This window comes from Nitrobacter hamburgensis X14 (assembly GCF_000013885.1).
Classification (GTDB): domain Bacteria; phylum Pseudomonadota; class Alphaproteobacteria; order Rhizobiales; family Xanthobacteraceae; genus Nitrobacter; species Nitrobacter hamburgensis.
The window spans coordinates 672599-686265 of record NC_007964.1 but is presented as its reverse complement, the minus strand read 5'-3'; the positions used below and the strand labels follow the sequence as shown (position 1 = coordinate 686265).

The following is a 13667-nucleotide window of genomic DNA, read 5'->3' as shown; positions in this document are numbered from 1 at the left end:
CCGTCTCTGTGTTTTTGGAGCCTTTATTGATGACGTCAGGACTTTCATCCGCCGATTTCGTAAAACGCCTCGACACGACGGCGGACGAGACCGAGACCCTGCTGGGAACGTTGCTGTCCGATGCGGTCTTGCCAGACGAGATCGCACGCCCGAAGCGGCTGATGGACGCCATGCGCTATTCGTCGCTCGGCGGCGGCAAGCGGCTGCGGCCGTTTCTGGTGGTCGAAAGCTCGGCCGTGTTCGGAGTTCCACGCGACTCCGCGCTGCTGGCCGGTGCGGCGCTCGAATGCATCCATTGCTATTCGCTGATCCATGACGACCTGCCGGCGATGGACAACAGCGACCTGCGTCGCGGCCGGCCGACCCTGCACAAGACCGCCGACGACGCCACCGCGATCCTCGCCGGCGACGGCTTGCTGACGCTCGCCTTCGACATCATCACCCGCGACGAGGTCCACCAGGATCCGGCCGTGCGCCTGTTGCTGACGCGCGCGCTGGCGCGCGCCGCCGGCATCGGCGGCATGGTCGGCGGACAGATGCTCGACCTCGCCGGCGAAGGACGCTTCGGCGACCGCGAGCCGGTGGATGTGGCGCGTTTGCAGCAGATGAAGACCGGCGCGCTGCTCCGCTTCGGCTGCATCAGTGGCGCGCTGCTCGGCCAGGCCTCGCAGAAAGACTATCAGGCGCTCGACGCTTACGGCCGCGCGCTCGGCGAAGCCTTCCAGATCGCCGACGACCTGCTCGATGTCGAAGGCGATGCGGCTGCGCTCGGCAAACCCGCTGGAGCCGACGCGGCGCTGGGCAAGACCACTTTCGTTACCCAGCTCGGCATCGACGGCGCAAAAAAGCGCGTCCGCGATCTTCTGGCGAAGGCGGACGAGGCGCTGTCGGCCTTCGGCGCGCGCGGCGACGTGCTGCGCGCCGCCGCGCATTTCGTCGCCGACCGCAAGAACTGAAGGTAGCGATGGCGGGCAAGGACGCCGAGGATCCATCCCTGCTTCGTTTCAGGAAGTTGCCCCGACCGGTGCGCATAATCTATGCCCGGCCGCGCACCTTCATCGCCTTCGCCGTCGGCGTCGTCGCGTGCCTGCTGCTGCCGCATTCGCTGCGGCTGGTGACGCGACTGCTGATCGGCTGGGACGTTTTCGCCGCACTCTATCTCATCCTGGTCTTCACCGTGGTGTTCGGCAGCGGCCTCACCCACATCCGCCGCAACGCCCGGCTTCAGGACGACGGCCGCTTCGTGATCCTGCTGGTGACCGCGATCGGCGCGTTCGCCAGCATCGCCGCGATCGTGTTCGAGCTTGGCGATCATAACCATAGCGCACCGGAACTGGCGCTGGCGACGCTGACCATCGCGCTGTCCTGGGCCGCCGTGCACACCACCTTCGCGTTGCATTACGCGCACGAATATTATCGCGGGGCCACACCCGGCGGCCTGCAATTTCCGAGCGGCGATCGGCACGAGGACGCCGACTACTGGGATTTCGTCTATTTCTCGTTCGTGATCGGGATGACCGCGCAGGTATCCGATGTCGGCATCACCGACAGGATCATCCGCCGCACCGTGACGGCGCATGGCGTGATCTCGTTCGTCTACAACACCGCGCTGCTGGCGTTGATGGTCAATATCGCGGCGAGCGCGATCTGACCCTTCCTACCTCTTCGGGCTCGTCCCGAGGATGAGTGCCGCACGCGAGCAGGACGGCGGCGGCCCGCGAAATGTTCAACCATGGTGTCCGGATCTGTCGCTACGACCTGCGAAGTTGCGCCGCCTACTCGCGCGGCCCGTCGGAATCAGGCATTATTGACCCCGCCGCTGTTCCACGCCATCTGAGGAACAGGGGCCTCCGCTCGCCATGACCGAAACCTTTCTGACCTCCCTGCTCGTTCTCACCGTGCTGGCCGCGTCGGCCGCGCTGGCCCGGCGGCTGGTAACGGCGCCCGCCATCGTGTTTCTGGTGGTCGGCATCGCGCTGGCCTTCGTGCCGGGTTTACCGCCCATCGAAATGCAGCCGGAGAGCGTGCTGCTGATGGTGCTGCCGCCGCTGATCTATTCGGCCGGCGTCTCCATGAGCTGGCGCGAATTCAGATCCAACCTGCGGCCGATCGCCCTGCTCGCCATCGGCTGCGTGATCTTCACGACCTGCGCGGTTGCCGCCGCGACGCACTGGCTGCTCGGCCTGCCCTGGGGCGTCGGCTTCGTGCTCGGCGCCATCGTCTCGCCGCCCGACGTCGTGGCGCCATTGGCCATCGCCAAACGCCTGCATCTGCCGCACCGCATCCTCGTCATCCTCGAGGGCGAAGGCCTCGCCAACGACGCCACCGCACTGATCCTCTACCGCTTCGCCGTGCTGGCGGTCTCGACCGGCACGTTTTCGCTGCCGTCCGCCGCCGGATCGTTCGGCCTGATCCTGCTTGGCGAAATCGCGTTCGGCGCCCTGGTCGGCTGGCTCAGCCTGCGGCTGCGGCAATGGGCCCATGACGAGCGGGTGGAAATCCTGCTGTCGCTGTTGACCCCGTATCTCGCCTACTGGGTTCCCGAGCATTTCGGCGGCTCCGGCGTGATCGCCACCGTCGTCGCCGGCCTCTATGTGAGCTGGAACGGGCCGCTGCTGATCTCGGCGGCGACGCGGCTGCAGGGCATCTTCTTCTGGGATCTGGCGATCTGGCTGATCGAGGGCGTGCTGTTCCTGCTGATGGGCTTCGAGGTCCGGGTGCTGATGGAGAAGGCCAAGGCGGTCCCGCTCAATGAGGTGCTGGTGGCGATCGCGCTGACCTCGGCGATCGTGATCGCGGCGCGATTCATCTGGGTGTTCCCCGGCACCTACCTGACGCGCGTTCTCAGCACGCGAATCCGGCGGCGCGATCCGACGCCGCCATGGCGCTATGTCGTGGTGATCGGCTTCACCGGCATTCGCGGCGTGGTATCGCTCGCGGTCGCCCTCGCTTTGCCGCTGACGCTGCCGAGCGGTGAGGCGTTTCCCTACCGCGACCTCATTCAGTTGACGAGTTTCGGCGTGATCTTCGTGACGCTGTTCGGCATCGGCCTGACGCTGCCGTTCGTCGTCAACCTGCTCGGCATCTCGCAGCACGGCCGCCGCGAGGCACTGAACGAGCGCGACGCCGAGATCGCGGCGCGGCGCACCATCATCGAGGCCGCGCGCGACGCCCTCAACACGATCATCGTCGAGCGCAAGCTTCCAGAAGGCCTCGCCAAGTTTCTCCAGGCGCGTCACGAAACCCGGATGCGGGCGTTGCCCGAGCCGCCGGGCGAGGGCGACGAACATTCGCCGGCGACGAAGGGATCATCCATGGTGCGGGAGATCATCGGCATCGAACGCACGCATCTGCACAGGTTGCTGCGCGAGGGCAAGATCACCGACGAGACCCGCCGCCGGATCGAGCGCGACCTCGATCTGGAAGAAGCGGTCGTCGACAACCGGGAAAAGCACTCGCCGCTATGAACCGCTGTCGCTTCGGTATCTCACAATAAGATGCCGGCCCGGCGGCCGGCGTTTTCGATCTCTCCGCCGCGAAAGCATCATTCCGCCGCGGCTGTCGTGGCATCCGTCGGCGTCTTGCCGCCGCTGCCATAGCGCTGATCGATATAGTCGATCACCAGCGCCTTGAAGTCCTGCGCGATTGCCGGTCCGCGCAAGGTGCGGAATTTCTTGCCGTCGACGAAGACGGGCGCCGCCGGCGCCTCGCCGGTGCCCGGCAGCGAGATGCCGATATCGGCGTGCTTGGATTCGCCGGGGCCGTTGACGATGCAACCCATCACCGCGACGTTGAGCTGCTCGACGCCGGGATACTGCGTCTTCCAGCCCGGCATCTCGTCGCGGATGAAGTCCTGAATCGATCGCGCCAGTTCCTGGAACGTGGTCGAGGTGGTGCGCCCGCAGCCGGGGCAGGCCGCGACCAGCGGCACGAAGGTGCGAAAGCCCATGGTCTGCAGCAGTTCCTGCGCGACCTGAACTTCCCGCGTGCGGTCGCCGCCGGGCTCGGGCGTCAGCGAGATGCGAATGGTGTCGCCGATGCCCTGCTGCAGCAGGATGCCGAGCGCGGCGGATGAGGCGACGATGCCCTTCGAGCCCATGCCGGCCTCGGTGAGCCCGAGGTGGATCGCGTAATCCGAGCGCGACGCCAGCGTCTGGTAGACCGCGATCAGATCCTGCACCGCCGAAACCTTGGCCGACAGGATCATCCTGTTCTTGGGCAGGCCGATCTCCTCGGCGCGCTTCGCCGACAACAGCGCCGACTGCACCATCGCCTCGCGAGTCACCGCGCGCGCTTCGAGCGGCGCCGCCGAATTGGCGTTCTCTTCCATCAGATGCGTCAGCAGTTCCTGATCGAGCGAGCCCCAGTTGGCGCCGATCCGCACCGCCTTGCCGTACTTGATCGCCATCTCGACGATGTCGGTGAACTGCTTGTCGCGCTTGTCCTTGAAACCGACGTTGCCCGGATTGATGCGATACTTGTCGAGCGCCTCGGCGCAGGCCGGATGATCGGCCAGCAGCTTGTGGCCGATGTAGTGGAAATCGCCGATCAGCGGCGTGGCGATGCCGCGCTTGCGCAAGCCGTCGCGGATATGCGGCACGGCGGCGGCGGCCTCGTCGCGATCCACGGTAATGCGGACCATTTCCGAACCGGCACGCGACAATGCGGCGACCTGGGCGATCGTGCCCTCGACATCGGCGGTGTCGGTGTTGGTCATCGATTGCACCACGATCGGCGCGCCGCCGCCGACAGCGATGCTGCCGACCATCACTTGCGTGGTTTTATGCCGCGGGCTTGGGCCTGCCACGTCGCGTTGCGACGGATTTTCGAGCTTGTTCATAGGGTTTCAAATATCAGGTTTTTGTGAGTCTCAGCAACGGATCAATGGCCGGCGGGGAAGGCCGGTTAACGAGATAAAGGCCGGCAATCACCAAAAGCGCCGCGTCGCCGAAGGCCGGCGTCAACTGGTCATGCATGATGACATAGCCCGCCGCGACGCCAAACAAAGGGGTGATGAAGGTAAAAGCCGACAATTTGCTGGCAGAGTAGGCCTTAACCATTGAAAACCATATCAAAAATGTCAACCCGACCACCCACAGCGTCGGACTGGCCATCAGCGGCCCGGGAATCCGGGTCAGGGTCGCGCCGGCCGCCCAGGCCGCGACGCGCCGGATGTTTGAGGTGGTTTAAGCCGCAGTCTGGCAATGTGCGCAGGTGCCGGTGATTTCGACCACGGACAGCTTCGGCGTGAAGCCCGTGGTGCGTACGGCGTCGCTGAGACTCTGCGCCACGCGGCTTGCCGGAATTTCGCCGACCGATCCGCAACGCTCGCAAATCAGAAACACCACCATCGCGCTCGCATCATGGTCGTGCCCGCAGGCCAAAAACGCATTGCGGCTTTCGATGCGGTGAACGAGGCCGTTCTCCATCAGGAAGTCGAGCGCGCGATAGACCGTGATCGGCGCCGGGCGCGGCATCGATTTGGCCAGTTCCTCGATCACTTCATAGGCGCCAAGCGGCCGATGGCTCGACAGCAGCGCCTGCAGCACCTGGCGGCGGATCGGCGTGAATTTCTGCGCACGCCGCGCACAAATCCGCTCCGCATGGCTGATCGCCTCCGCGGCGCAGCGGTCGTGATCGTGCCCCGGCACGGGGAATGTCGGTTTGGTCGCGGTCATCTGACACCCATCTAACCCGTTTAAGCCGACTTCGCCCCCTCTTTCAGCAGCGTCGCCCATGACAATTTCGCGGGGCGCCTCGCCTATTGCAATGCAACATAACGCCCCAGTCGAGGTATCACCGGGAACGGCCATTGCGGCCGGAGCCATGAGGTCTCTGCAGATCAGCTTCCCATAGCTGGACATGACGCTTATTCATAAGCTTGCTTATTATAACGAACGTTAGGAGTGGCGATATGCCGGACCGTTCGATCGAGAGTGACTTTCTGTTTACCGTGTTCGAGGTGCAACGCCTGCTTCGGCTCTTTGCCGACAAGCAGGCCTCGCGCTACGGCCTGAACCGGGCGCAGTGGGCAGTGCTCGCCAAACTGGAGCGCACCGAAGGGCTGAAGCAGGCGGACGTCGCCGAACTGATGGAAATGCGGCCGATCACGCTGACGCGATTGATCGACAAGCTCTGCAAGGCCGGCCTGATCGAGCGCTGCGGCGACGAAACCGATCGCCGCGTCAATCGTCTTTACCTGACCAAAGCCGCGCGGCCTTTGCTGGCGAAGCTCGCCGCGCTGCGCAGCGAAATCACCCGCGCCGCGCTCGCCGATATCAGCGTTTCAGACGCGCACCGTTTGATCGAGCAACTCGAAGCCGTCAAGGACAACGTCCGTAACGCGCTGCAAGGCGGCGGGCACGTCAACGACGATAAAGCGAAAGAGCAGCGCTATGGCTGAGCCGGCCCTGAAATTTCCGTCCGACCGGAAGGATGCCCCCACGGAGGCGGAGGCGCCGCCGACGCCGACCACGGTTGCCAGGCCGCGCCGGCGGCTGCTGGCTTCGATACGCCGCTACCGCCGGCCGCTGCTTCTGGTCGTGCTGCCGCTGATCGCGCTGATCGCCGGGCTGACGTTCTATCTGTCGGGCGGCCGCTACGTGACCACCGACGACGCCTATGTCGGCGCGCAGAAGGTTCTGATCACGCCTGAGGTCTCCGGCAAGATCGACAGCGTGACGGTGAAGGAGGGTCAGCATGTCAAGACCGGCGATCCGCTGTTCGAAATCGATCCCGCGCCGTTCCGCTTCGCCGTCCAGCAGGCGCAAGCGAAACTGAACGACGCGACGATCGAATACAACACGCTGAAATCAAACCTCGCCAATTACGCCCAGTCCTCGGCGCTTGCCCAGGAGAGCATCAACGTCAAGCAACGCGACGTCGATCGCAAGACCGCGCTCGCGAAAAACAATGTCGGATCGCAGCTCGATCTCGACAACTCCCTCAGCGCGCTGGTGCAGGCGGAAGGTATAAACCAGATTCTGCTGCAGCAGATTTCCAGTACGCGCAACAAACTGCTCGGCGATCCGGATTTGCCGCTGGCGAAGTTCCCGGACTACGTCCAGGCCAGAGCGGCGCTCGCCGACGCGCAGCGCAACCTTGCCAATACGGAGTTGCGCGCGCCGATCGACGGCATCGCGACGCAGGTCGACAACATCCAGCTCGGCCGCTTCGTTGCCGCCGGAACGCCGGTGTTCAGCGTCGTCGATCTCGGCCACCCATGGGTCGATGCGAACCCGAAGGAATCCGACTTCACCTACGTGGCCGTCGGGCAACCCGTCGATCTCTCCATCGATTCCTTCCCCGATCATGTCTTCAAGGGCACGGTGGGATCGCTCAGTCCCGGCACCGGCGCGACATTCGCGATCCTGCCGCCGCAGAACGCCACCGGGAACTTCGTGAAGGTCGTGCAGCGCATTCCTGTCCGGATCTACTTCGACAAGGACGATCCGATGGTCGCCAGACTGAAATCCGGCATGAGCGTCTACGTGTCGATCGACACCCACCATCGCCGCACGCTCGCGGGCCTGCTCGGCCTGTCGCGCGCGAAGCAGGACTAGAACGATGCCGGCGGCCGCCGCACATCCGGCCGCGGTCCCCGGCCTGCGCCGGAACATGGTGACGATCTGCGCGATGACCGCGACCATCATGCAGGCGCTCGACACCACGATCGCCAACGTCGCGCTGCCCTACATGCAGGGATCGCTGTCGGCGTCGCAGGACCAGATCAACTGGGTGCTGACGTCCTATATCGTAGCGGCGGCGATCATGACCGCGCCGGTCGGCTGGATCGCCAACCGCTTCGGCCGCAAGCGCATCTTCATCCTCTGCTCCGCCGGGTTCACCCTCGCATCGGTGATGTGCGGGCTTTCGCAGGACATCACCCAGATGGTGCTGTTCCGCCTGCTGCAAGGCGTGTTCGGCGCCGCGCTGGTGCCGCTGTCGCAGGCGGTGCTACTCGACAGCTACGCGCTGCACGAGCGCGCCAAGGCGATGGCGATCTGGGGCATGGGCGTGATGATGGGGCCGATCATGGGCCCCTCGCTCGGCGCCTGGCTGACCGAGACCTATAGCTGGCACTGGGTCTTCTTCGTCAATCTGCCGTTCGGCCTGATCACGGTCATGGGCCTGATCATCTTCATGGACGAGACCAGGCTCGATACCAAGCTGCAATTCGACTGGTTCGGCTTCACCGCGCTCGCCATCGGCATCGGCGCGCTGCAACTGGCGCTCGATCGCGGCGAACAGCTCGATTGGCTGGAGTCATGGGAAATCGTGATCGAGTTCATCGTCTCGGCCGTCGGCTTCTACTATTTCTTCGCGCATTCGCTTACCACGAAGCGCCCGTTCGTCCAGTTCGTGATCTTCAAGGATCGCAATTTCGCGACCGCCCTCATTTTCATGGCGGTGATCGGTGTGGTGCTGTTCTCGACCATGGCGCTGGCCTCGCCGCTATTCCAGAACGCCTATGGCTACCCGATCCTGACCGCCGGTTTTCTGCTCGCAACGCGCGGCATCGGAACGTTTGTGGCCATGATGATGGTCAGCCGACTCATGACCACCTTCGAGGCGCGGACCCTGATTGCCGTCGGCCTCTCGCTGATCGCGATCACGCTCTACGACATGACCGGCTGGACCGCCGATATTTCCGTGCGGGCCATCGCCATCAACAGCATCGTCCAGGGTTACGGCATCGGCCTCGTCTTCGTGCCGATGACCACCGCCGCCTTCATGACGCTGCCCGACCATCTGCGCACCGACGGCACCGCGATGCTGACGCTGGTGCGCAACGTCGCGAGTTCGATCGGCATTTCCATCGTCATCGCGCGACTGACGAGCGGAACCATTCGCGTCCATGCCGTGCTGGCCGAGCACATCAACCCGTTCAACGACGCATTGCAGATGCCGAACGTCGCCGGCGCCATCAACCTGAACACCGACATGGGCCGTGCGATGATGGATCTGATCGTCAGTACGCAGGCGCAGATCATCGCCTTCTCGCAGGACTTCGAACTGGTCGCGCTGGTGACGATCTGCGCGATTCCGCTGGTGCTGATGCTGAAATCGACCAAGGCGGCGATGCGCGCGCCGTCCACGGATCATGCCACGGTGATGGAATAGAACGAAAAAGGAATGCCCTCGCCATCGGCGCAATCGCGATCCGATGCGTGGAAAACGCGCACCATCGCCGCAATGCCATAGGAACCGGCACCGAAACTTTGTAGCTTCGCCGCCATGACGATCCAGCCCGCCGTCCCGACATCGCCGACCAACGCTGCCCCCGAGGCGGCGCGGGTCACGCCGATGATGGAACAATATCTTGAAATCAAGGCGGCCAATCCCGGTTTGCTGCTGTTCTACCGGATGGGCGATTTCTACGAGTTGTTCTTCGAGGATGCCGAAATCGCCTCCTGCACGCTCGGCATTACGCTGACCAAACGCGGCAAGCATCAGGGCGCGGACATCCCGATGTGCGGCGTTCCGGTGGAACGCTCGGACGATTACCTGCATCGGCTGATCGCAGCCGGGCACCGCGTCGCCGTGTGCGAGCAGATGGAGGACCCGGCGGCGGCGCGCAGGCGCGGCAACAAGAGCGTGGTTCGCCGCGATGTGGTTCGCCTCATCACACCGGGAACGCTGACCGAAGACACGCTGCTCGATGCCAGGGCCAACAATTACCTGCTGGCGCTGGCGCGTGCGCGGGCGTCCTCCGGCGGAAACCGCATCGCGCTGGCGTGGATCGACATCTCGACGGCGGAATTTATTGTCACCGAATGCAGTACGGGCGAACTCGCGGCGACGCTCGCGCGCATCAATCCCAATGAAGTGATCGTTTCCGACGCGCTCTATGGCGATCCGGACATGGCCGCGCTGCTGCGCGAACTGCCGTCGGTCACGCCGCTGACCCGCGACGTGTTCGACGGCGCGACCGCCGAACGCCGGCTGTGCGACTATTTCGCCGTCGCCACCATGGACGGCCTCAGCGCCATGTCGTGGCTGGAAGCGACCGCGGCCGCCGCCGCCGTCACCTACGTCGACCGCACCCAGATCGGCAAACGGCCGCCGCTGTCGCCGCCATCGCGCGAGGCCGCCGGCAGCACCATGGCGATCGATCCCGCCACCCGCGCCAACCTCGAACTGACACGCACGCTCGCCGGCGAACGGCGCGGCTCGCTGCTCGACGCCATCGACCGCACAATGACGGCGGCGGGGTCGCGGCTCTTGGCGCAACGCCTGGCGGCGCCGCTGACCGATATCGCCGCCATCGCGCGGCGGCTCGATGCCGTCGCCGCGTTCACATCCGACAGCGCGGCGCGCGACGACATCCGCACCATCCTGCGGACTGCTCCCGACATGTCGCGGGCACTGGCGCGGCTCTCGGTCGGACGCGGCGGCCCGCGCGACCTCGCGGGCCTGCGCGACGGCATCATGGCTGCGGACCGAACACTGGCGCGGCTTTCGGCGCTCCCCGATCCGCCGCAGGACATCGTCGCGGCGATGCAGGCGCTGCGGCGGCCGTCCCGCGAGTTGGCGCGCGAACTCGGCGAGGCGCTGGCCGAAAACCTGCCGCTGATGAAACGCGACGGCGGCTTTGCCCGCGAGGGCTATGAGCCGACGCTCGACGAGGCACGCAAGCTGCGCGACGACTCGCGGCTCGTCGTCGCCGCGATGCAGGCGCGCTACACTGAGGAGACCGGCGTCAAGACGCTGAAGATCCGACACAACAACGTGCTCGGCTATTTCGTCGAGGTGACGGCGCAGCACGGCGACAAGCTGACGAGCGCGCCGCTGAATGCCACATTCATCCATCGCCAGACGCTGGCCGGTCAGGTCCGCTTCACCACATCCGAGCTTGGCGAGATCGAGGCCAGGATCGCCAATGCCGGCGACCGCGCGCTCGGCCTCGAGCTTGAGATTTTCGACCGGCTTGCCGCGGTGGTGGTGGAGGCCGGCGACGACCTGCGCGCCGCCGCGCACGCTTTCGCGCAACTGGACGTCGCCGCGTCGCTCGCAAAACTCGCCACCGACGAGAATTTCACCCGCCCGGAGGTCGATGCTTCTCTCGGCTTCGCCATCGAGGGCGGCCGGCATCCGGTGGTGGAGCAGGCGCTGAAGCGCGCCGGCCAGCCGTTCATCGCCAATGCCTGCGACCTGTCGCCGGGCCCAGGCCAGACCTCGGGGCAGATCTGGCTGCTCACCGGCCCCAACATGGCCGGCAAATCGACGTTTCTGCGCCAGAACGCGCTGATCGCGCTGATGGCCCAGATCGGCAGCTTCGTGCCGGCGACGCGCGCGCGGATCGGCATGATCGACCGGCTGTTCTCGCGGGTCGGCGCCGCCGACGATCTGGCGCGCGGCCGGTCGACCTTCATGGTCGAGATGGTGGAAACCGCCGTGATCCTCAATCAGGCATCGGAACGCGCGCTGGTTATCCTCGACGAAATCGGACGCGGTACCGCGACCTTCGATGGCCTGTCGATCGCGTGGGCGGCGATCGAGCACCTGCATGAGGCCAACAAGTGTCGCGCACTATTCGCGACGCACTATCATGAACTCACCGCGCTGTCGGCAAAACTGCCGCGTCTGTTCAACGCCACCGTGCGGGTCAAGGAATGGCACGGCGAGGTGGTATTCCTGCACGAGGTGCTGCCCGGCGCCGCCGACCGTTCCTACGGCATCCAGGTGGCGAAGCTCGCCGGACTGCCGCCGTCGGTCGTCGCGCGCGCAAAATCGGTGCTGGCCAAACTGGAGGCGCAGGATCGCGGATCGACCGTGCGCGCGCTGGTGGACGATCTGCCGCTGTTCGCGGTGCCGTCGCGCGCCGCCGACGAATCCGCGCCGCCGGGCGAGGCCGCACCACTGATCGAGGCGCTGAAAGCCTTGCATCCCGACGAGATGTCGCCGCGCGAGGCGCTGGAGGCGCTTTACGCGCTGAAGGCGAAGCTGCCGAAGCCATAGCTCCTGCATTCATTGAAAAATATCGGCGTGCGCCTTAACTTCGAGCAGGAGGGCGCGACCTATCGCTCCCGGCTAGAGCGTTTTCGAGCGAAGTGGATACCGGTTCGCGTGAAGAAAACGCGTCAATCAAAATCATAGAGCCTGTCACCGGACGGTGCTTTGCGCTGAACCGGTGGTGGGGACGACATCGTCCTTTGTTGTTTACGCCATGCCCCACAATCTCCCCTCCACCGTCGATGTCGCCATTGTCGGCGCCGGCGCCGCCGGGCTCGGCGCGGCCAATGCGCTGAAAGACTCCGACCTCTCGATCATCGTGCTGGAAGCCCGCGACCGCGTCGGCGGACGCGCCCACACCATTGTCCCCACCCCCGGCATCGTCTTCGATCTCGGCTGCGGCTGGCTGCATTCGGCCGACAGGAATTCATTCGTCGGGATCGCCGGGCGGCTCGGCTTCGAGATCGACAAGACGCGCCCGCCGTGGCACGAGCAGAGTTTTGACGCCGGATTCCCGATAACGGAGCGCGAGGACTTCATGGCCGCGCTCGATGCGTTCGACGGGCGTATGGAAGAAGCCGCGGAGAGCGACACCGACAAAGCCGCCAGCCTGTATCTTGCGCCTGGCAACCGCTGGAATCCGATGATCGATGCCATCTCGACCTACGTGAACGGCTGCGAACTCGATTCCGTTTCGGTCCATGACGTGGACGCCTACGAGGATACCGGGATCAACTGGCGCGTCCGCCGCGGCTACGGCGCGCTGATCGCAGCCTACGGCCGGCCCTGCCCGCTCGCGCTGAACACGCGGGTGTGGCGCATCGATCATTCCGGCCGGCGCATTCGCATCGAAACATCGAAGGGCACGCTGACGGCGGCACAGGCGATCGTCACGGTGCCGACCAATCTGATCGCCAACCAAACGATCCGTTTTCACCCCGAGCTGCCCGCGAAGGTGGACGCCGCGGCCGGCCTGCCGCTCGGCATCGACGACAAGGTGATGCTGGCGCTCGACGATCCCGAGAGCACGTTTCCGAAAGACGGCAACCTGCGAGGCGCAACCATGCAAACCAAAATGGGCACCTACCACCTGCGCCCGTTCGGCCAACCCTGCATCGAGGGGTTTTTCGGCGGCAGCTTCGCGCGCGAACTCGAAGATGCCGGCGACGGCGCGCTCGCGGCGCAGGCGATCGACGAGATCGTGGCGCTGCTCGGCTCGACTTATCGCAGCAAACTCAAACCGCTGGCAGAATCGCGCTGGGCCCGTGATCCCTTCGCGCAAGGCGCCTATTCCCACGCGCTGCCGGGCCATGCGGGAGAGCGCGCCGCGCTCGCGGCGCCAGTCGATGGCCGGCTGTTTTTCGCGGGAGAGGCCACCTCACCGCATTTCTTCTCGACCGCGCACGGGGCACGCGACAGCGGCGAGCGGGTGGCGCGGGAGGTGATGGACGCGGTGCGATTGCCGAAACGATGACACAAGAGCGTTTTCGAGCGAAGTGGATACCGGTTCGCGTGAAGAAAACGCGTCAAATCAAAATCATAGAGCCTCGCTTCTGATTCCATCAGAAGCGAAAAGGCTCTAGTTGTCGTGGTGTGACATACCGCATCGTTCGCGCCGATTTCGATCGTCGGTGTGGCATGGGAAAAGAAAGTTTGCGGCCAACACCCAACGCAGAATGAACTGCTGTTCATCCAGCCATCTTTGACAGCAC

Annotated in this window: 11 protein-coding genes and 1 pseudogene; 8 read left to right on the top strand and 4 right to left on the bottom strand. The window is 65.1% G+C overall.

What is annotated here, in order from left to right; all coding sequences use genetic code 11:
- Positions 1 to 29 precede the first annotated feature (29 nt).
- From NHAM_RS03235 to NHAM_RS03225, 3 genes are all read left to right on the top strand, one after another.
- Positions 30 to 956: a polyprenyl synthetase family protein gene (locus NHAM_RS03235; RefSeq protein WP_011509215.1), complete on the top strand. Its 927-nt coding sequence runs from the start codon at positions 30 to 32 to the stop codon at positions 954 to 956.
- 8 nt (positions 957 to 964) lie between these two features.
- The gene (locus tag NHAM_RS03230; protein WP_011509214.1) at positions 965 to 1651 is read left to right on the top strand and encodes a DUF1345 domain-containing protein; all 687 of its coding nucleotides are present in this window, start codon (positions 965 to 967) and stop codon (positions 1649 to 1651) included.
- A gap of 208 nt (positions 1652 to 1859) precedes the next feature.
- On the top strand, positions 1860 to 3467 hold the full coding sequence (locus NHAM_RS03225) for a Na+/H+ antiporter (protein ID WP_011509213.1): 1608 nt from the start codon (positions 1860 to 1862) through the stop codon (positions 3465 to 3467).
- Between the two features lie 77 nt (positions 3468 to 3544).
- On the opposite strand, the gene ispG is transcribed toward NHAM_RS03225, so the two are convergent.
- The 3 genes and pseudogenes from ispG to NHAM_RS03210 all read right to left on the bottom strand — a co-directional run bounded on the left by ispG (position 3545) and on the right by NHAM_RS03210 (position 5678).
- Entirely contained in the window at positions 3545 to 4840 is a 1296-nt protein-coding gene (gene ispG / locus NHAM_RS03220) for a flavodoxin-dependent (E)-4-hydroxy-3-methylbut-2-enyl-diphosphate synthase (protein WP_011509212.1), read from the bottom strand.
- Between the two features lie 13 nt (positions 4841 to 4853).
- A pseudogene (locus NHAM_RS03215) lies at positions 4854 to 5174 on the bottom strand (EamA family transporter); the annotation flags it as partial.
- Between the two features lie 12 nt (positions 5175 to 5186).
- Positions 5187 to 5678 (bottom strand): Fur family transcriptional regulator, encoded by a 492-nt coding sequence (locus NHAM_RS03210; RefSeq protein WP_011509211.1) that lies wholly within the window; start codon positions 5676 to 5678, stop codon positions 5187 to 5189.
- A gap of 236 nt (positions 5679 to 5914) precedes the next feature.
- Between NHAM_RS03210 and NHAM_RS03205 the strand changes: the two genes are divergently transcribed.
- Genes NHAM_RS03205 through NHAM_RS03195 form a run of 3 tightly spaced genes read left to right on the top strand, consistent with a single transcriptional unit; the run spans position 5915 to position 9123 of the window.
- Positions 5915 to 6403, top strand: coding sequence for a MarR family winged helix-turn-helix transcriptional regulator (locus NHAM_RS03205; RefSeq protein WP_011509210.1), 489 nt, complete (start codon positions 5915 to 5917; stop codon positions 6401 to 6403).
- On the top strand, positions 6396 to 7562 hold the full coding sequence (locus tag NHAM_RS03200) for an HlyD family secretion protein (RefSeq protein WP_011509209.1): 1167 nt from the start codon (positions 6396 to 6398) through the stop codon (positions 7560 to 7562). Before NHAM_RS03205 ends, NHAM_RS03200 begins: the two co-directional genes overlap by 8 nt.
- Positions 7563 to 7566: 4 nt before the next feature.
- Positions 7567 to 9123, top strand: a complete 1557-nt coding sequence (locus NHAM_RS03195; protein ID WP_011509208.1) for an MDR family MFS transporter — start codon at positions 7567 to 7569, stop codon at positions 9121 to 9123.
- Here NHAM_RS03195 and NHAM_RS26390 read toward each other — a convergent pair.
- Positions 9102 to 9275, bottom strand: coding sequence for a hypothetical protein (locus tag NHAM_RS26390; RefSeq protein ID WP_198137057.1), 174 nt, complete (start codon positions 9273 to 9275; stop codon positions 9102 to 9104). The genes NHAM_RS03195 and NHAM_RS26390 overlap by 22 nt on opposite strands.
- On the opposite strand from NHAM_RS26390, the gene mutS reads away from it, so the two are divergent.
- Together mutS and NHAM_RS03185 are read left to right on the top strand one after the other, a co-directional pair.
- Positions 9238 to 11961, top strand: a complete 2724-nt coding sequence (gene mutS, locus NHAM_RS03190; RefSeq protein ID WP_011509207.1) for a DNA mismatch repair protein MutS — start codon at positions 9238 to 9240, stop codon at positions 11959 to 11961. The two genes, NHAM_RS26390 and mutS, sit on opposite strands and share 38 nt — an antisense overlap.
- 208 nt (positions 11962 to 12169) lie before the next feature.
- On the top strand, positions 12170 to 13429 hold the full coding sequence (locus NHAM_RS03185) for a flavin monoamine oxidase family protein (protein ID WP_011509206.1): 1260 nt from the start codon (positions 12170 to 12172) through the stop codon (positions 13427 to 13429).
- Positions 13430 to 13667: the final 238 nt, after the last annotated feature.